Origin of the sequence: Microbacterium sp. J1-1 (assembly GCF_024498615.1) — a bacterium.
GTDB classification, from domain to species: domain Bacteria; phylum Actinomycetota; class Actinomycetes; order Actinomycetales; family Microbacteriaceae; genus Microbacterium; species Microbacterium aurugineum.
The window spans coordinates 3,705,376-3,722,500 of sequence record NZ_CP089590.1; the positions used below are offsets into that span (position 1 = coordinate 3,705,376).

Below are 17,125 nucleotides of genomic sequence, written 5' to 3' on the forward strand. Positions count from 1 at the left end.
TGGGCGGGGGAATGCCTCGCGGTTACCATGGGTTGAAGCACTCGAAGGTCATTCGACTGCAGTTTCTAAGACGGAGAGCACATGCGTCAGGTCATCATCATCGGCTCCGGCCCCGCCGGATTCACGGCTGCCATCTACGCGGCCCGAGCGAACCTCAAGCCGCTGCTCATCGCGAGCTCGGTCGAAGTCGGCGGCGAGCTGATGAACACCACCGAAGTCGAGAACTATCCCGGGTTCCCCGAGGGCATCCAGGGCCCGGAACTGATGGCGAAGTTCCAGGAGCAGGCGGAGAAGTTCGGCACCGAGGTCGTCTACGACGACGTCACCGAACTGCAGCTCGACGGACCCGTCAAGAAGGTCATCCTCGGCAGCGGTGTCGAGCACGAGGCTCAGTCCGTGATCTATGCGACGGGCTCGGCGTACCGCAAGCTCGGCATCGAGGGCGAAGAGCGCCTGTCCGGTTACGGCGTCTCCTGGTGCGCCACGTGCGACGGGTTCTTCTTCCGCGAGAAGACGATCGCGGTCGTCGGCGGCGGCGACTCGGCGATGGAGGAGGCGACCTTCCTCACGCGTTTCGCGGAGAAGGTCTACGTCATCCACCGCAAGGACACGCTGCGTGCCTCGAAGATCATGCAGGAGCGCGCGTTCGCGAACGAGAAGATCGAGTTCGTGTGGAACAGCGAGGTCGCCGAAGTCCTCGGTGGCGACTCCGTCAGCGGCGTGCAGCTGCGCTCGACGGTCGACGGCACCCTGCGCGACCTGCCGATCGATGGTCTGTTCATCGCGATCGGTAACGACCCGCGCACCCACCTCGTGCACGACAAGCTCGAGTTGACGCCCGAGGGCACGATCTGGGTCGACGGCCGCTCGTCGAAGACCTCCGTGCCCGGTGTGTTCGCCGCGGGCGACGTCATCGACCCCACGTACCGTCAGGCCATCACCGCTGCCGGCACGGGCACGGTCGCGGCCCTCGACGCGGAGCACTTCCTCGCGGACCTCGAGGACGCATCCGTCGAGTTCCCGGCTGCGGAGGCCGCCGAGATCCTCACCGCCTCGGCATAGTCCGGGAACACTTTCCCCTCGTCGGCTGTTGTAGCAGACGAACCTCGAATCAAGGAGAACTCTGATGAGTGCAAAGGCTACGAGCCAGGCGACCTGGGAGCAGGACGTTCTGCAGGCCGACGGTCCCGTGCTGGTGGACTTCTGGGCCGAGTGGTGCGGACCGTGTCGTATGGTCGCGCCGGTCCTGGACGCGATCCAGGCGGACAACCCCGACAAGATCACCATCCTCAAGCTCAACGTCGACGAGAACCCCCAGCTGGCCATGAAGTACCAGATCACGTCGATCCCGGCGATGAAGGTCTTCCAGGGCGGTGAGGTCAAGACGACCATCATCGGCGCCAAGCCGAAGCCCGCGCTCGAGAAGGACCTCGCCGCGTTCATCGGCTGACGTTCTGAGCCGAAAGGGCCGCACCTCCCGGGGAGGTGCGGCCCTTTCTCGTTTTCTGCGCGCTCAGGCCGTGTCAGTCGATGGAGGGAACCGACAATCTCTTCCCGAATGTGACCGCGCCCTCGGGCTCGTGAAGTCGATCAAAACCCATTCGGGTGTAGAAGGCGGTCGCCCCAGCGTTGCGTGCGCCGGTCGTCAGTTGCACTCCAGGGACACCGTGATCACGAAGATGCGTCACGAGCACGTTGATCAGCTTTCTTCCGGCGCCCTTCCCCTGCGCCGCTGGCAGAAGATCGATGTGCAGATGCGCCGGGTACTCCTCCAGGAAAGAGCCGGGCCGTTTACCGACAGCGTCGGCGTAGCGCAGCAACGCTGCATCCTTCCGGCTCTCCGCCGCGGAGGCTCGATGCCGCTTGGACATGCCCGGCCACCACTCATCCCGGAACCAGTGGTCGAACGCCACCGTATTCGGCGCGCACACGACATAACCGACAACGCGTTCGGGGCCTTCGATCACGAAGGCGCTCTCGGGATGTCGCGCGACGTACGGCAGCACGAAGATGTCGGCCAGCAATCCAGACGAACGGTAGAGACTGGTCGCGTCGGCACCGCTGTCTCCTGTGCGCAGGCAGATATCGGCGAGCTCGTCCTCATCGCCGTGCCGGAAGGGCCGGAGGAACGGTCGCTCCTTCGGCCCCTCACCCGATCCCGTCGATGTCGAGGTCACGGTCCCGCGAGCTTGGCACCCTTGTCGGCGCGGACGAAGCCGCACGCACGGGTGGTGTTCGCCAGGCAGCCCTTCGCCAGCATGTTCGCGCTGTAGTAGTCGATGTAGCGGAAGCCGTACGTCTCTCCGCGAGCAAAGGCCTGCCCCTGGATCGCCGCGCGCCATGTTTCGTAGGCGGCGTCCGGGATCTCGACGTACATGTCCGGAGTGAAGCCCTCGGCGTCCTCCCAGTTGTCGGCGTGGAGGAACTGCGATATGCCGTGCCGGCCGAACGGACTTCCGACCGGGAGCGAGGCGAGGAATCGAGCGCGTTCTGCCAGCAGGGCTGCCCGCTCGTGATCCCGATGAATGCTCTTGGTCCAGTGGGTGATGAGGATTTCAGGCTTCTCCTGGCGGATGATGTCGGCGATCTGCTCTGCGGCCGAATCGTCGTCGGGAAGGAAGCCGTCCGAGTAGTCGAGAACGCGGAACTCCGCGCCGATCGCCGCGGCGAAGGCCTCGCCCTCCGCGACCTTCTGCTCGCGGTACTCCTCCGGACTGATGGTGGGGTGACCGCGCTCGCCGTACGTGCAGGCGAGGATGATCGCGCGATCGCCCTCCTGCACCATCTTCGCGAGGGTCGGACCCGCGGTGAGGTCCATGTCGCCGATATGACCGCCGATGGCGAGGACTGTCCTGCCCATGTGTGCTGACTCCTTGAGTGGGGCTGTGGGTGGGGGTTTACTTCATCCCGCTGAGCATGACGCCGCGGACGTAGTACTTCTGCAGGAAGAGGAAGATGATGAGGACCGGCAGAGTGCTGATCACGATTCCGGCCATGACGATCGGCATCGTGCGGTTCGGATCGATGAAGCTCTGCAGCATCTGGATACCGACGGGAAGCGTCATCAGATCGGGGTTCGCCGAGGCGATGAGCGAGGACCAGATGTACTCGTTCCACTGCCCGACGAAGGTGATCACACCGAGTGTGATGGCGACGGGAGTGGCCTGCGGCAGCACGATGTTGAAGAACAGGCGCCATTCGCCCGCTCCGTCGATGCGCGCCGCCTCGAGCATCTCGTCTGGCACACCCACCATGAACTGGCGCATCAGGAAGATGCCGAATCCGCTCACGAGGAACGGCAGCATGAGCGACACGATGTTGTTGGTCATGCCGCCGAACCCACCCTGACCGAGGATGTTGTTACCCCCGACGAGAGGCCAGTTCAACATGATGAGGAAGTCCGGGATCAGCAGGAGGAACGGGGGGAGCATCATCGTGGCGAGCACGAAGCGGAAGATGACGTCACGTCCACGGAACCGCAGCTTCGCCAGCGCGTAGCCCGCCATCGCCGAAGTGATCAGGACGGACGCCGTCACGACCAGTGTCACCACGACACTGTTGAAGAAGAGCCTGTCGAGCTGAAGTTGCTCGAACGCCGCCGTGTAGTTGTCCCAGGTCCACGTCTCGGGGAAGAAGCGGTAGGGGAAGATCCCATACTCGCCCGGGCCCTTGAGCGAACTGAACACCGTGTCGAAGAACGGCACGATCATCATGACCCCGCCGATCGCGACGACGAGATATGAGATCCATGGGAACGGGTGACGCTTGCGCTGACGAACGCCCATCAGTCGTCTCCTCCGGTGCGACGGCTGATCCAGAGCTGGAGCAGCGTGATGATGAAGATGATGAGGAACAACACCATCGCCATGGCGCTCGCGGTGCCCCAAGCGCCGAACTTGAACGCCTGCTGGTACATCTCGAAGGCCGCGACGTTCGTGGCGTTTGCGGGACCGCCGTCCTTGGTCATCACGATGATGAGAGCGAAGGATTGGAGTCCCGCGATGCACTGCGTGATGAAGACGAACACGAGGGAGGGACGCAGCAGCGGAAGGGTGATACTCCAGAAGGTGCGCCACGGACCGGCGCCGTCGATCTCTGCGGCCTCGTACATCGTCTTGTCGATGCCCTTGATTCCCGCGGTCAAGATGAGAACGGCGGCACCGATCGATGCCCACGCCTGCACCACGGCGACAGACGGCAGAGCGAGGCTGGGGTCTGAGAGGAATCCGATCGAGTTGACGCCCACCGCGTTGAGCACCGCGTTGATGAGCCCAGCAGGCTGGTAGAGCATCTTCCAGACGTTGCCGATGGCGACCACCGTCGCCACAACGGGAAGGAAGTACAGGAACCGCCAGAATCCCTGGAATTTCAGCCGCTCGATCAGCTGGGCGACGACGACGGATCCCCCGACAGCCAGGATCACCGCGATGATTGCGAAGAGGAAGGTGTTCACGAGGATCGGCTGGACGAATTTACTGTCCAGCTGCAGGATCTCCGCGTAGTTCTGGAACCCGGTGAACTCAATCTTCGTGAGGTCGAATCCTCCCCACGTCGACAGCGACAGGAAGATCGCAAAGAACGTCGGAAGAATGAGAAAGACCGTGAAGAAGAGCAGGGAGGGCGCGAGGAAGAGGTAGCCGGCCCGGGCTTCGCGGCGGAAGCGCCGTGCTCGCGGCTTGGTCTTCGTCGTTCCGACCGTGACCGCGATCGTATCCTCGGCGGCTTCCTGCGCCGCCGTCATGAGTGTGGGATTGGCCATCGGCCCTCCGTGGGTGGTCTCGGACAGGAGGCGGGGATGCTCCATCCCCGCCTCCTGATGGGGCTACTGTGCGTCGATCTCCTTGACCAACTTCGAGAAGGTCTTCTTCACGTCTGCCCCGTTGACGATGATGTCGTTGAGAGCGGTGTTGGTGGATGTCTTCGCCTCGTAGGCGTTGGACGCATTCGACTCGGCCATCGCGTACTCAGCGGCGGCGTAGATCGGCTCGAGGTTCGGCTCCTGTGCGAGATACTTCGGGCCGAGGATCTCGGCATCCGCGGTCCTCGGCGGAATCAGGCCCTGCTCAGCGAGGAACTCACCGAGCGCAGTCACGCCGTCCTCGTTCTCGTGGGAGTTGAGCCAACTGAGGAACTTCCACGCCTCCTCCTGGTGCTGGCTGCCCGAGTTCACACCCGTGAAGAACGTGTAGGCGAGCGAGCCCACGTCTCCGTCCTTGGGCCCTGGGACGGGGGCGACACCGACGTTCGCGTAGTCATCCCCCATCGAGGCCTTGAGACTGCCGATCCACCATCCGGCCTGCACGGCCATGGCGACGCCCCCGGTGGGGAAAGCCTTGGTCGGCATGATCGAGGTCGAAGTGGCACCCGTCTCGGCGAGATCGGCCTCGAGCTGCATGACGTCTTCGGCAGTGTCGTCCATCGCGGACTTGCCATCGGGGGCGAGGAACTCGCCACCAGCTGAGTCGAGTAGCGACAGGAACGGGTGCACCGTGTGGTTGTCACCGTCCTGAATGAGAGAGATGCCCTGGACGATCGTGTTACCTGAGCCGTCCTTCTCCGTGGTCGCATTGGCGATCTCGGTCAGCTCGTCCCAACTCTTCGGCGGTCCGTCGTAACCGGCGTCGGCGAGGAGCTTCTTGTTGTAGAACAGCGCGTAGGTGTTGAACTCGGTCGGGTAGCCCAGCAGGTCTCCGTCGCCTGTGGTCACCGAATCGAGCGCGGCCTGGCTGTAGTTCGCCGTGATGTCCTCTGCGACGTCCGCGGGCGGTGCGGAGAGCACGCCGTTCGCCTGAAGCTGCCCGCCCCAGAGTGAGTACGAGCTGACGATGTCGGCACCACGGCCGCCGGTCTGACGGACGTTGAGGGTCGTGAGCAGCTCGTCGAAGTTGACAGCCTGGGAGGTGACCTGGATGTCGGGGTTCTCTTCGTTCCACTGGTCGATGAGAGCGCCGATCCCCGACTTGAAGGGGTCGCTTCCGTAGTGGCTGAGGAACGTGAGCTCGACGACTCCGTCATCTCCTCCGCCCTCGGCTCCTGTCGTGCACGCGGACAGGGCGAGTGCGGCAGCACTGCCGAGCGCGATCGCGGTCACCACTCGTCGGCTATGACGCTGGTTTGCAGACTTCATGTGATTCCTCTCGGGTGGGTCCGCGCTAGGCGGCTGTGGGGGCGTGCATGATCGTGAAGGTCCGTGTGATCTCGAACCCGGTGTTCAGGTACAGATGGCCGGCGGCCGAGGTCTCCTCGGTCCACAGGAACCATGCGCTGTGAGCGCCGAGTGCGCGCATGCGCTCGAGGGTGAGGTGCAGGAGGATCTTGCCGAGTCCAGTTCCGCGACTCTCGGGCAGGACACCGAACGGACCGAAGCGCTCCAGGACGTTCTCGTAGGTGCCGTGCATCGCCCAACCCAGCATCACGCCGTCGGGGTTGCGGCACGCCATGATCCGCTCCAACGACTGTCCGCCGAGGACTCCCTCACGGATGCCACGGGACCAGTCTGGGTTGAAGGTCTTCGCGATCTCGATGAGATCGACGAGATCGTCACCGCTCGGGGAGAAGAAGGTCCATCCCTCAGCACGCAGTTGCTCGATGCGGGCACGGATGTCGTCAGGCATCCGGTAGTCGTTCAGTGTGCGGTCCATCGCCACCGAGGTGTACTGCGTCTCGAAGCCCATCGAGCGCAGGAACATGTCGGCTTCGGGGTACCGCTCCGCGTCCAGGCCGGGCAGGAAGTAGTTCGGGGTATAGGACGAGAAGTACATCTTCTCCACGCCGTGACCGCGAAGCCAGCTTCTCGCTTCCGTCATGAGCGCGGTGGCGATGCCGGCGCGGCGTGCCGAAGGAACGACGAAGAAGAACGGGATCCAGCCCGAGGTGGGTTCCAGATCGTCGGCGTCGACGGCGATCTGGCGCCGCACGGCATACACGGCTCCGACGATCCTGCCCTGATCCTCAGCGAGGAAGAGCCCCTCAGCATCGAAGTTACGATCCAGGAGGATCAGGTCGCGGAACCGCTCATAGCTGATGCCGTCGCCGGGGGCCGACTCCGTCCACGCTCGCGCGATCTCTGGCCCGTCTCCGGTCTGGAACGTCCTGATGCTGCTCTGCATGAGTCTCTCCTGTGGTGGTGTGGTGAGCGTCCGGCGCGATGGATCGAAGCTACATTCACGAGCGCCGGACTGTCAATAAGTTTTAAACGTGTTTAACAGAATGGAAATAGTTTTCAGCGCGGATAGAGGAGGACATCGTCCCCATAGGTGTCCACCACGCGTCCCGAGGCCCGGTGCAGTGCGGAGAACCCGCCCTCACCGTTGATCGCTTCACGAAGAGATGTCGACCCCCACAACCGGTCCATGGCGTACCCGGTATCCCCAGGATCCAGTCGTTCGCCGGCGTTCAGACTGCGAACCTCTCCCGGAGACGCCGCTCGCGCTTCCTCCAGGATCGCCAATGCCGTCCCCACCGGGTCGAAGTCTCGATGGTCGGTGATGTGCAGCTGAATGCCGTGAGCGGTCGCGCCGCTGTACTTGTGAAACGTCGGTACGAACGCGATTCCTCGGATCAGGACACCAGGAAGATCTCTAGAGCGAAGCGCTGCTGCAAAATCGGCGGGGAGGAAGGGCGCCCCGATCGTCTCGAAGGGGCGCGTCGTTCCGCGTCCTTCGCTCAGGGTCGTCCCCTCCACCAGTCCCGTGCCGGCGAAGGCATAGACGGAATCGAGCGTGGGGATGTTCGGCGAAGGCGGTACCCAGGCCAAACCCGTCTCCGTCCAGTCGGCGGCGGGGTTCCAGTTCTCCAGAGTGATCACGCGCAGGTCGATGCTCAACCCCTCCTCCGCGAGGTCTCGGACCGCGAACAGACGTGCGAGCTCGCCTGCTGTCAGGCCGTGTCGCTGGTGGATGTCGCTGCGTCCGACGAAGCTCGTGAACCGGGATTCGCTCACACCGGGGCCGCTGAGCACCGCACCGCCGAGGGGATTGGGGCGGTCGAGGACGGTGAAGCGGAGCCCGAGGCGCGCCGCACTGCGCATGGCGTCGTACATGGTCCAGATGTAGGTGTAGAAGCGCACCCCGATGTCCTGCATGTCGAAGACGAGCGCATCGACGCCGGACTCGAGGATCATCGCGTCGAGACGGTCTCCCTCGGCCAGATACGTGTCGCTGAAGGGAAGCCCTGAGCGTGCGTCTCGCTCGATGGATGTGCTCTCCCCCGCTTGGACGGAGCCGTCCAAGCCGTGTTCAGGCCCGAACAGATGATGCAATCGGGCGCCGGCGGCCACGAGTGCATCGATGTTCCTGGACAGGTCGGGCATCGTGCCGGTGAAGTTCGTGAGCAGACCGACGCGTGCACCGATGAGAAGGTGCGGATCTGCAGCCGCGCGTTCCGCGCCGGTGCGTGTGCGTGACGCCATGACGAACTCCCTTGTCTCATGAACGCGGAAGAACCTGGGTCGGATTGTGGGTCAGCCGCATTGCTGTCACCTTTTTACCAGTGTTCTATGATTTATGAAAATCATGTTCACAAAACGGGTGCGCAAAACCCGCTTACCAGGTTGCCGTGCTCAGGAAGCGTCGGCGACGGTGGGGTCCCAGCGACGGTGGCGCTGGGTCTCGTCCAGCAGGCCCCACACGGCAGAGGTCAGTTCGGGGTACTCCAGTGCGATCTGTCGCAGCACCCGATAGTGCCGGGCGGCATTGGGTCGCACGCCGTCGTTCGCGTTGATGTTGTCGGCCCGGAGGAGGTACACGACGAGCTCGTCGATGCTCGGCAGGTCTTCCATGAACTCCCAGGGGTCTTCGCCCCCGAGAAGACGCTCCTGGATGAGCACCGCGAGTTCGTCAGCCGCCTCGGCGCGCAGCACTTCCAGGCTGGCGCGGCGCTGTACGGACTCGGACATACGTCAAGCCTACGTCTCCCGTACGACCTTCCGGCGCCGTACGGCCAGTTCATCGCTCATCTCCTCGAGCTCCTTGCCCTTCGTCTCCGGCACTTTGAAGAACACGAAGAAGAACGAGAGGAGAGCGAAGAACGCATAGAACCCGTAGGCGAACGTGAGACCGATCTCCGCAAAGGCGGGGAACGTCGTCGAGATGAAGAAGTTGGCCACCCACTGGGCCGCGGCGGCGACGGCGAGAGCTCCCGCGCGGATCGAATTGGGGAAGATCTCGCCGAGGAGGACCCACACCAACGGACCCCAGCTCGCCCCGAAGAAGACCACGAAACCGTTCGCGCAGATCAAGGCGATGGTCGCCCAGGGATCGGGAAGGGTCGCCGTCCCCTGCGCATCGAGTGTCCCGAACGAGAACGCGAGCGCCATGAGTCCCAGCGTCACCGTCATACCCACCGAGCCGACGAGCAGCATGATGCGTCGGCCGACCCTGTCAACGAGCAGGATGGCGACAATGGTCACCACGATGTTCGTGACCGACGTGATCACCGACGTGAGCAATGCGCTGGATTCGTCGAAGCCGACCGACTGCCACAGGGTGGTCGAGTAGTAGAAGATCACGTTGATGCCCACGAATTGTTGGAACACCGAGAGCAAGATCCCCACCCAGACGATCGGCTTGAGGCCGAGACGGCTTCCGCGCAGGTCGCGCAGCGACTCCGAGCGTTCGGTGTCGATCGTGCCGGTGATCTCCGTGATCTTCGCATCGACGTCGATCGTCCCCGTGACGGTCTCCAGCACCTCTGCGGCACGCTTCAACTCGCCCTTGCGCACCAGGTAGCGCGGTGATTCCGGCAAGCGCAGCGACATGATGCCGTAGACCAGCGCGGGGATGGCCTCGACGATGAACATCCAGCGCCACGCGGTGAGTCCCCACAGCGGCTGATCGGCGGCACCGGCGATGCCCGCGAGCAGAGCATCGGAGAGCAGCGCGGCGAAGATACCGGTCACGATCGCGAGTTGCTGCAGTGAACCCAGACGACCACGTATCGCGGCCGGCGATACCTCGGCGATGTAGGCAGGGGCGATGACGGACGCCGCACCCACCCCGAGTCCGCCGATCACACGCCAGACGATCAGGTCGACGACACTGAACGCGAGCCCGGAACCGATCGCGGAGACGAAGAACAGCGTCGCAGCGCCCACCATCACCGGGATGCGTCCGTACTTGTTGGACACCGGTCCGGCGAACCATGCACCGACCGCACAGCCGATCAACGCCGACGACACCGCGAAGCCCTTGAGAGCCGTTCCGAGATCGAACCCAGAGACGTCACCCGCGAGCGCGTCGACGGCGCCGTTGATCACCGCGGTATCGAAACCGAACAGGAATCCGCCCAACGCCGCGGCGATACTGACCGCGATCACGCGGCGTTGGACGGTTGCGGGACCCTCTGCTGCGGACATGACATTCCCCCCTCGTCGTCGAGATGACGCGAGTCTAAGGGACCGAAACGGCCCCGGGGATGTCATCGCGCCGAGCCGTAGCCGCTTTCGCCGAGCTCCTCGAGGATCCGATTGAGGTCCTGGATGGAAGCGAAATCAATCGTGACCTGGCCTTTACGAGCGCCGAGGGCGATCTTGACCCGTGTGTTCAGTCGGTCGCCGAGTTTGCCGGCCACCTCGTCGAGATACGCGCGGCGCGCCCCCGGGGTCGCCTTCGCCGACTTGCCGGCGGCCGGCTGCGCCTTCGCCGCCTCCTCCGTCGCGCGCACCGAAAGATCTTCGTTCACGACCTTGTCGGCGAGGCGCTGCATCGACTCCGGAGTCTCGAGGCTGAGGATCGCGCGGGCATGTCCAGCCGTGAGCACTCCGGCTGCGACCCGCTGCTGCACCGGGACCGGCAGCTTGAGCAGACGGATGGTGTTGCTGATCTGCGGACGCGAGCGACCGATCCGTGTGGCGAGCTCTTCCTGGGTGATACCGAAGTCATCGAGCAGTTGCTGATACGCCGACGCTTCTTCCAGCGGATTCAGCTCGGAGCGGTGCAGGTTCTCCAGGAGGGCGTCGCGCAGAAGGTCTTCATCGGCGGTGTCGCGGACGATCGCGGGGATGACATCGAGACCGGCCTCGCGTGCGGCACGGGTACGCCGCTCCCCCATGATGAGCTCGTAGTCGCCTGTCGCGTTCTTGCGGACGACCACGGGCTGCAGCACACCGAACTCGCGGACGCTGTGCACGAGTTCCGCCAGGTCATCGGCATCGAAATGCGTACGCGGCTGTCGGGGGTTCGCGACGATCGAGTTCGGATCCACCTGGATCAGGTGGATTCCGGGCACCTCTTCGAGCTCAGGAGTCTCGGAATCCGGACCGATCGTCGCCTCCGTCTCCGCCGGTCGCAGACTGGATCCGGGGAAGAAGACGTCGACGGGACGCTCCGCCTGATCTGCGGTGGGGATCAGCGCCCCGATTCCCCGACCGAGCCCTGTGCGCTTCGCCATCATTTCTCCTTGCTCTGCGTCGCCATGCGCGACGCGATCTCGACGGCAGCTTCGCGGTAGGCGATCGCGCCGGCGGACTGCCCATCGTAGGCGATCACCGTCTGGCCGAAACTCGGGGCCTCCGACACTCGGACGGATCGAGGGATCACCGTCTCCAGCACCTGATCCGGGAAGTGTGTACGCACTTCTTCCGCGACCTGCTGCGCGAGGCGCGTACGTCCGTCGAACATGGTCAGCAGGATCGTCGAGAGGTGAAGAGCCGGGTTCAGGTGCTTCTGGATCATCTGGATGCTCCCGAGGAGCTGACTCAGACCCTCCAGTGCGTAGTACTCGCATTGGATCGGGATGAAGACCTCAGATGCGGCCGTGAACGCATTGATGGTGAGCAGTCCGAGCGAAGGAGGGCAGTCGATGATGACGAAATCCATCGCGTTGTCGACGAGGTAGTCCTCCAGTGCTCGACGGAGGCGGTGCTCCCTCGCCACCTGGGCGACCAACTCGATCTCCGCGCCCGCCAGGTGGATGGTGCTGGGGGCGCAGAAGAGGTTCGGGTCTTCCGGGCTCGGCTGCACGATCTCCGCGAGAGGGAACTCGTCGATCAGGACGTCATAGACACTGGGGGTGTCCGCGCTATGGGGAACCCCCAGGGCAGTGGAGGCGTTTCCCTGCGGGTCGAGGTCGATGACCAGCACCTTCGCCCCCAAGCCAGCAAGCGCCGAGGCGATGTTCACTGCCGATGTGGTCTTGCCGACGCCGCCCTTCTGGTTGGAGACGGTCAGAACTCGGGTATCCCCCGCGAACTCCACCTTCGCTGCCTCAAGCGCGCGCCTCCGGGCAGAGAGGTCGGCGAGTTCCCGCGCGAGCGGTGTGTCCATCCCGAACGATTCGTTCGCCGATGTCTTCTCGGACTGTTTCACGTGAAACATCCACTCCTTTCGGGGCCGCGTTCCACTCTAATCGCACGGGGCGACGTTCGACGACGACGAGGCTCTCCCGCCCTCGTCACGGTTCTTCGGAGAAGGTCCCGACGGTCGTTTCACGTGAAACATCACGCGTGGGGGCATCTATACGAACGCCGCTCCCCTGGGGTCAAGCTCCTCGATCATCCCAGCTTCACCCTCATTCCGCGCACTGACGACCACCCACCCAGTACCCGTCTTCGTCCGATCGAGTTCGCTTCTCACCCCTCTCGGTTGGGCCCGCCGACAGCATCAGCGTTCTGACAGTCGCAACCGTGGTTGTTTCACGTGAGACACGTGCTCAGAGGAGGGAGGCCACCTACAGGCGCGCACCCCGATGTCTACGAGGGATGGGAGGTCTAGGTGAAAGCGACCGCGTGCGCACCAATCCCACCCCGGGGATGGCACACGGCGAACACAGTTGCCCCGAACAGTCTTCCCGAGCGGTACAGAAACGCAGCACAGACAGTGCAGCGGGCGGGATGCGCCTACTTCCGACCAGCCGTAGACGACACGCACACAGCCCCGTCAGGCACCGTTTCACGTGAAACATCATTCCGCCGCTCAGGGACACCGCACACGGGAACAACGGACACCTACAAGAAAGCATCGCGTCGTCATGCAGCAGAAGCCTCTGAGCGCTCGGCAGGGCGAGTCTCCCGACGGACCAGGCAACTCGGGTCGGGCGTCACCGGCCGCAGGGAGGCGCGTATCGAAGCGTCGTGCGCCCGCCCGATTCCCTTCTGGTCGGTGCTCTCAGAGACGAGCAGCTCTGCCGGACGCCTTTTCACGTGAAACGTCATCGGACGGGAAGGCTGTGGGAGCTGAACATCGGCGACTCCTCGCAAAAGCCGCCGCAGTTTTCCGTTGCTTGGACCAGACGACGCCCGTATGCACACGTCACGCTCCGCTCTCGTGCTCTCCCCTAAGACGGGCGCCGGCACCACAGCACCCAGGCCAGAGGGACTAACGTCTCCGTTTCACGTGAAACATCGTCGGAATGCAAGGACTCCTTCGTCCCCCTCCCAGCGGTTCGAAGGCAACGAGACCGGAGCATGCATGACGATGCCCTGCGAGAAGCGGCTCGCGTAGTCGACGCACTGTATGAAGGAGAACTCACGCTGCGAAGGAGGAGATGCGTCGAAGCCTCCTTCAAAGCGTGAGTTCTCCTTCGCGGCGTGTGCGGGCGCGCGTGAGGTGCCGACGGCTGAACGCGACACTCACACCGTCCGCTCGTCCGCGACGCCGCGACGACGCCGATGCCTCAAGCGCCGATCGGTGCTCTATCCGAGAGACCCTCCACCGGCACCAGAAGGCCCAAAGGCCTCGTGACGGCGAAATCCACCCCACGCAAAAGCGGGGTGTTTCACGTGAAACACCCCGCGTTGATGTCAGGAGGAACTACCGAACGCGGGCGCGAACCACGCGGGTGGTCTCGGTGAGAACACCCTCCCCCAGCACTTCCACTCGCACGTCCGACAGACGGAACTTCTTGATCTGCTTCTGGGCCGCTTCGATCTCGTTCGCCGCGTTCATCCCCTTGAGCAAGGCAAGCTCTCCGCCGTCGCGAACGAGCGGGGCGGTGAGAGGGATGAGCGTACGCAAAGCGCTGACCGCCCTCGCCGTGACGACATCGAAACCCTCGGCGGGATGAACATCCTCGGCACGCGCACGCTGCACCACGACATTGGTCAGTCCCAGCGCCTCCATCTGCTCGGTGAGCCACGTGACCCGACGCTCCATCGGTTCGATGAGAGTCCACTTCACATCAGGACGCGCGATCGCGAGCACAATGCCCGGGAGGCCGGCCCCGGATCCGATGTCAGCGACCGAACCGTGGAAGAGCGGAGCAGCGATCACACTGTTGAGGATGTGCCGCGTCCACAGGCGCGGAAGCTCGAGCGGTCCGATCAGACCCCGCTCCTCACCCTCACGCGCAAGGGAAGCCGTGAACGCTCGAGCGAGATCGATGCGGTCACCGAAAAGCTCCGCGGCAACCGCAGGCTCGTTTTCGGTCTCAGTCATCGGCAGTTCCCGAACGATGTTTCACGTGAAACATCAACGGCGACGGAGAACCGTGTGACGGTCAGCGCCCTCGCCGTACGACTCCGACACCAAGCCACGCTCAGCCGCGATATCGTGCACCAGCTTGCGCTCATAGCTCGACATCGACGGCAGAGAAGCCTGCGAGGAGCCTTCATCGAGCTTCGCGGCCGCTGCATCGACCAGTGTCTCGAGCTGCCGACGGCGCGTGTCACGCGAGCCGGCGATGTCGAGGATCAAGCGGGAGAATGACCCCGTCTTGCTCTGCACCGCGAGACGGGTGAGCTCCTGGAGCGCCTGCACCGTGTCCGGGGCGGAGAGAAGAGCGAGGCCATCGCCCTCCGCCTCCACAGAGACATACGCGCGCCCCTGACGCACGTCGAGGTTGAGGTCACCGTCGATGTCCGCGATGTCGAGGAGTTCCTCGAGGTAGTCCGCAGCGACGTCGCCTTCGTTCTCGAGCTGAGCCACGGTGGGCTCGGAGCTCTCGGTCATGGTTTCACTCATGAACCGTTCCCCTTCTTCTTCGCACGCTTCTTGCCCACGGGCTGCTGACGCTTGGGCGCCTGGGCCTTCGCCTTCTCTGCCTCCTCGAGCAGACGCTGCTGCTCGGCCTCATACGCAGCCATCGGAACGACCTTGCCGGAGGAGTCGATCGCCTTCCCCTTGCGAGCGAGTCGCTCTTCCCGGGCCTTGGCGGCTTCCGAGCCGGGAGTCGGCATCTCTCGGATGACGAGGAACTGCTGTCCCATGGTCCAGAGGTTGGAGATGAACCAGTACACGACCACGCCGAGCGGGAAGAAGACACCGGAGAAGATGAATCCCAGCGGCAGCACGTAGAGCATGATCTTCTGCATCTGGTACGCCTGGCCGGTCTTGGCCTCCGGCGACAGGTTCTTCGAGATGATCTGCAGCTGCGTGAAGAACTGCGAGGCGATCATGAGCACGACGAGCGTGACGAGGATGATGATCGCCGTGGTGTTGTTGGCGTCGACCGCGTCGCCGAGGGTCTCATGCAGGGACGCGACCCCGAAGAGCTTGGCGTCGTAGAACTCCTTGGTGAGCTCGGGGTTGAGCAATCCCACACCGCCGAGGCTTTGCTCCGCATGCTTCTTGACATCGCTCAGCACGCTATACAGCGAGAAGAAGATCGGCATCTGCACCAGAAGGGGCAGGCAGCTCGACATCGGTGTCGTGCCGTGCTTCTTGTAGAGCGCCATCGTCTCGCGGCTCATGGCCTCACGAGAGAGCTGATCCTTCTTGCCCTTGTACTTCTCCTGAACTTTCCGCAGTTCAGGAGCGATTTCCATCATCTTTCGCTGGCTCTTGATCTGCTTCACGAAGAGCGGGATCAGCGCAGCACGGACCACGACGACGAGGCCGACGATGGACAGTACCCAGGTCAGACCCGATGCGGACGGAAGACCGACGGTGGTCAGAAGCCAATGCCAGGCGACGAGGATCAGCTCGACGACCCACTTCAGCGGCCAGAGGATGGTGCCGAGCAGGTCGAATCCCCCCGCCGCAGGTTCGGGGCTGGGAGTCGCGCTGGCGAGCAGAAGGTCAAGACCCACCGATCAGTCCTTTCGGGAAGGGACGACGAAACCGTGTGTGGTCAAGTCGTAACGGAAGTGGTCGTGCGGCCGGACGTCATCGACGCCGCCGCTGGTCCAGGGATTGCAGCGGAGGATGCGCCACGCCGAGAGCGCCGCTCCCTTCACTGCACCATGCTGCTGCACCGCACCTACAGCGTAAGCCGAACAGCTGGGGTAGTACGCACAGACATCTCCATACATCGGGGAGATGACCTTGCGGTACGCCGTGAGCAACCCCAGCACGAGGTTCCGGGGGATCACCGGGATGGTCCGCACCAGGTCACGCGCATGCCATCGCGCCGTTCCCACAGAAGACGCCGGTAGCGCGGTCATGCCGACACCGTGGCGGGCGCGAGTCTGCTCAGGCAGCGATCGACGTCGGCGCGGAGATCCGCGAAAGACGCGGTGGAGGACGCAGGAAGGGCACGGATGACGACATCCGTGCCCTCAGGGACGCGCGGGAGCGCCTCCGCGCACACGGCTTTGAGTCGCCGACGCACGGTATTGCGCACCACAGCGGTGCCCACCTGCTTGCTGATGATGAATCCGAACCTCGCGGCCCTGTTCTCGCCCGTCGCCAGCACCGAGGTGATGACGCGCGCCCCACCACAACGGGATCCGCGTCGAACGACCAGACGGTAGTCGCTCCCGCGGGTCAGTCGATACGGGCGGGCGAGCACAGCGGACTACGCAGAGAGCTCGGTGCGGCCCTTCGCGCGGCGTGCAGCGAGGATGCCGCGGCCGGCACGCGTACGCATGCGGGCACGGAAGCCGTGCTTCTTGGCGCGACGACGGTTGTTGGGCTGGAAGGTGCGCTTGCTCATGGAATCACTCCGGGAATGCTGCCACCGGATTCACTTCGACCGGAGACATGGGGAACTGCCAAAAATGGCATAAGTCAACCGACTTAGGGTACGTCCTACCGGCGCGCAGAGCAAATCTGCGCGCTTCCGCGAGGGCGGCCCGGCGGGCACCGCACAGCCATTATCCACAACCGGGGCGCGCCCGGCAGGCACAACACGCGCGCGTGTTTTCAAGGGCAGGTTGCCGTTCACAGCCGGGATGACTACCGTGGCATCCTAAGTTATCCACAGGGGGCACGGCACGTCGACCCCGCATCGATTCCTCGTCCGGAGCGTC

General features: G+C 64.0%; 18 protein-coding genes and 1 pseudogene. 2 read left to right on the forward strand and 17 right to left on the reverse strand.

The genetic code is table 11. The features are described from left to right. Positions 1 to 81 precede the first annotated feature (81 nt). Together trxB and trxA are read left to right on the forward strand one after the other, a co-directional pair. On the forward strand, positions 82 to 1,062 hold the full coding sequence (gene trxB / locus LRQ07_RS18030) for a thioredoxin-disulfide reductase (protein ID WP_256535430.1): 981 nt from the start codon (positions 82 to 84) through the stop codon (positions 1,060 to 1,062). Positions 1,063 to 1,126: 64 nt separating this feature from the next. Continuing rightward, positions 1,127 to 1,450 (forward strand): thioredoxin, encoded by a 324-nt coding sequence (trxA, locus tag LRQ07_RS18035; protein ID WP_047522319.1) that lies wholly within the window; start codon positions 1,127 to 1,129, stop codon positions 1,448 to 1,450. A gap of 73 nt (positions 1,451 to 1,523) precedes the next feature. Here the strand turns inward: trxA and LRQ07_RS18040 are convergent, their stop codons facing one another. From LRQ07_RS18040 to rpmH, 17 genes and pseudogenes are all read right to left on the reverse strand, one after another. Continuing rightward, positions 1,524 to 2,024, reverse strand: coding sequence for a GNAT family N-acetyltransferase (locus tag LRQ07_RS18040; protein WP_256535431.1), 501 nt, complete (start codon positions 2,022 to 2,024; stop codon positions 1,524 to 1,526). A 149-nt stretch (positions 2,025 to 2,173) separates the two neighbouring features. Continuing rightward, positions 2,174 to 2,860: a PIG-L deacetylase family protein gene (locus LRQ07_RS18045; protein ID WP_248539243.1), complete on the reverse strand. Its 687-nt coding sequence runs from the start codon at positions 2,858 to 2,860 to the stop codon at positions 2,174 to 2,176. A gap of 37 nt (positions 2,861 to 2,897) precedes the next feature. Continuing rightward, on the reverse strand, positions 2,898 to 3,785 hold the full coding sequence (locus LRQ07_RS18050) for a carbohydrate ABC transporter permease (RefSeq protein ID WP_248539244.1): 888 nt from the start codon (positions 3,783 to 3,785) through the stop codon (positions 2,898 to 2,900). After that, the gene (locus LRQ07_RS18055) at positions 3,785 to 4,804 is read right to left on the reverse strand and encodes a carbohydrate ABC transporter permease (protein WP_256535432.1); all 1,020 of its coding nucleotides are present in this window, start codon (positions 4,802 to 4,804) and stop codon (positions 3,785 to 3,787) included. The genes LRQ07_RS18050 and LRQ07_RS18055 overlap by 1 nt, the downstream gene beginning before the upstream one ends. A gap of 18 nt (positions 4,805 to 4,822) precedes the next feature. After that, the gene (locus tag LRQ07_RS18060; RefSeq protein WP_248539246.1) at positions 4,823 to 6,127 is read right to left on the reverse strand and encodes an extracellular solute-binding protein; all 1,305 of its coding nucleotides are present in this window, start codon (positions 6,125 to 6,127) and stop codon (positions 4,823 to 4,825) included. A gap of 25 nt (positions 6,128 to 6,152) precedes the next feature. Next, positions 6,153 to 7,109: a GNAT family N-acetyltransferase gene (locus LRQ07_RS18065; protein ID WP_248539247.1), complete on the reverse strand. Its 957-nt coding sequence runs from the start codon at positions 7,107 to 7,109 to the stop codon at positions 6,153 to 6,155. A gap of 113 nt (positions 7,110 to 7,222) precedes the next feature. Next, complete coding sequence (locus LRQ07_RS18070) at positions 7,223 to 8,410, reverse strand: exo-beta-N-acetylmuramidase NamZ domain-containing protein (protein ID WP_256535433.1); 1,188 nt, start codon at positions 8,408 to 8,410, stop codon at positions 7,223 to 7,225. Positions 8,411 to 8,560: 150 nt separating this feature from the next. Continuing rightward, positions 8,561 to 8,896 (reverse strand): tryptophan synthase subunit alpha, encoded by a 336-nt coding sequence (locus LRQ07_RS18075; protein WP_131491656.1) that lies wholly within the window; start codon positions 8,894 to 8,896, stop codon positions 8,561 to 8,563. A gap of 9 nt (positions 8,897 to 8,905) precedes the next feature. Further along, entirely contained in the window at positions 8,906 to 10,354 is a 1,449-nt protein-coding gene (locus LRQ07_RS18080) for a sugar porter family MFS transporter (RefSeq protein WP_256535434.1), read from the reverse strand. A gap of 62 nt (positions 10,355 to 10,416) precedes the next feature. Then, complete coding sequence (locus LRQ07_RS18085; protein WP_131491655.1) at positions 10,417 to 11,388, reverse strand: ParB/RepB/Spo0J family partition protein; 972 nt, start codon at positions 11,386 to 11,388, stop codon at positions 10,417 to 10,419. Beyond that, on the reverse strand, positions 11,388 to 12,263 hold the full coding sequence (locus tag LRQ07_RS18090) for a ParA family protein (RefSeq protein WP_232763048.1): 876 nt from the start codon (positions 12,261 to 12,263) through the stop codon (positions 11,388 to 11,390). Before LRQ07_RS18090 ends, LRQ07_RS18085 begins: the two co-directional genes overlap by 1 nt. A 1,485-nt stretch (positions 12,264 to 13,748) precedes the next feature. Continuing rightward, positions 13,749 to 14,437 (reverse strand): annotated as a pseudogene (gene rsmG, locus LRQ07_RS18095) (16S rRNA (guanine(527)-N(7))-methyltransferase RsmG). Further along, on the reverse strand, positions 14,406 to 14,897 hold the full coding sequence (locus LRQ07_RS18100; RefSeq protein ID WP_131491652.1) for a protein jag: 492 nt from the start codon (positions 14,895 to 14,897) through the stop codon (positions 14,406 to 14,408). Before LRQ07_RS18100 ends, rsmG begins: the two are co-directional and overlap by 32 nt. Next, entirely contained in the window at positions 14,894 to 15,964 is a 1,071-nt protein-coding gene (gene yidC / locus LRQ07_RS18105) for a membrane protein insertase YidC (protein WP_047519766.1), read from the reverse strand. The genes LRQ07_RS18100 and yidC overlap by 4 nt, the downstream gene beginning before the upstream one ends. Before the next feature lie 3 nt (positions 15,965 to 15,967). Beyond that, entirely contained in the window at positions 15,968 to 16,318 is a 351-nt protein-coding gene (gene yidD / locus LRQ07_RS18110; protein ID WP_256535435.1) for a membrane protein insertion efficiency factor YidD, read from the reverse strand. Then, positions 16,315 to 16,665: a ribonuclease P protein component gene (rnpA, locus tag LRQ07_RS18115; RefSeq protein WP_256535436.1), complete on the reverse strand. Its 351-nt coding sequence runs from the start codon at positions 16,663 to 16,665 to the stop codon at positions 16,315 to 16,317. Before rnpA ends, yidD begins: the two co-directional genes overlap by 4 nt. Before the next feature lie 6 nt (positions 16,666 to 16,671). After that, the gene (rpmH, locus tag LRQ07_RS18120) at positions 16,672 to 16,809 is read right to left on the reverse strand and encodes a 50S ribosomal protein L34 (protein WP_013584598.1); all 138 of its coding nucleotides are present in this window, start codon (positions 16,807 to 16,809) and stop codon (positions 16,672 to 16,674) included. Positions 16,810 to 17,125: the final 316 nt, after the last annotated feature.

Coding starts and splice junctions, on each gene's coding strand:
- LRQ07_RS18065 (WP_248539247.1), bottom strand. CDS start 7,109: ATGCAGAGCAGCATCAGGACGTTCCAGACCGGAGACGGGCCAGAGATC.
- LRQ07_RS18090 (WP_232763048.1), bottom strand. CDS start 12,263: ATGGACACACCGCTCGCGCGGGAACTCGCCGACCTCTCTGCCCGGAGG.
- LRQ07_RS18075 (WP_131491656.1), bottom strand. CDS start 8,896: ATGTCCGAGTCCGTACAGCGCCGCGCCAGCCTGGAAGTGCTGCGCGCC.
- LRQ07_RS18080 (WP_256535434.1), bottom strand. CDS start 10,354: ATGTCCGCAGCAGAGGGTCCCGCAACCGTCCAACGCCGCGTGATCGCG.
- LRQ07_RS18060 (WP_248539246.1), bottom strand. CDS start 6,127: ATGAAGTCTGCAAACCAGCGTCATAGCCGACGAGTGGTGACCGCGATC.
- yidD (WP_256535435.1), bottom strand. CDS start 16,318: ATGACCGCGCTACCGGCGTCTTCTGTGGGAACGGCGCGATGGCATGCG.
- LRQ07_RS18055 (WP_256535432.1), bottom strand. CDS start 4,804: ATGGAGCATCCCCGCCTCCTGTCCGAGACCACCCACGGAGGGCCGATG.
- trxB (WP_256535430.1), top strand. CDS start 82: ATGCGTCAGGTCATCATCATCGGCTCCGGCCCCGCCGGATTCACGGCT.
- LRQ07_RS18045 (WP_248539243.1), bottom strand. CDS start 2,860: ATGGGCAGGACAGTCCTCGCCATCGGCGGTCATATCGGCGACATGGAC.
- LRQ07_RS18070 (WP_256535433.1), bottom strand. CDS start 8,410: ATGGCGTCACGCACACGCACCGGCGCGGAACGCGCGGCTGCAGATCCG.
- trxA (WP_047522319.1), top strand. CDS start 1,127: ATGAGTGCAAAGGCTACGAGCCAGGCGACCTGGGAGCAGGACGTTCTG.
- LRQ07_RS18100 (WP_131491652.1), bottom strand. CDS start 14,897: ATGAGTGAAACCATGACCGAGAGCTCCGAGCCCACCGTGGCTCAGCTC.
- LRQ07_RS18085 (WP_131491655.1), bottom strand. CDS start 11,388: ATGGCGAAGCGCACAGGGCTCGGTCGGGGAATCGGGGCGCTGATCCCC.
- LRQ07_RS18050 (WP_248539244.1), bottom strand. CDS start 3,785: ATGGGCGTTCGTCAGCGCAAGCGTCACCCGTTCCCATGGATCTCATAT.
- rpmH (WP_013584598.1), bottom strand. CDS start 16,809: ATGAGCAAGCGCACCTTCCAGCCCAACAACCGTCGTCGCGCCAAGAAG.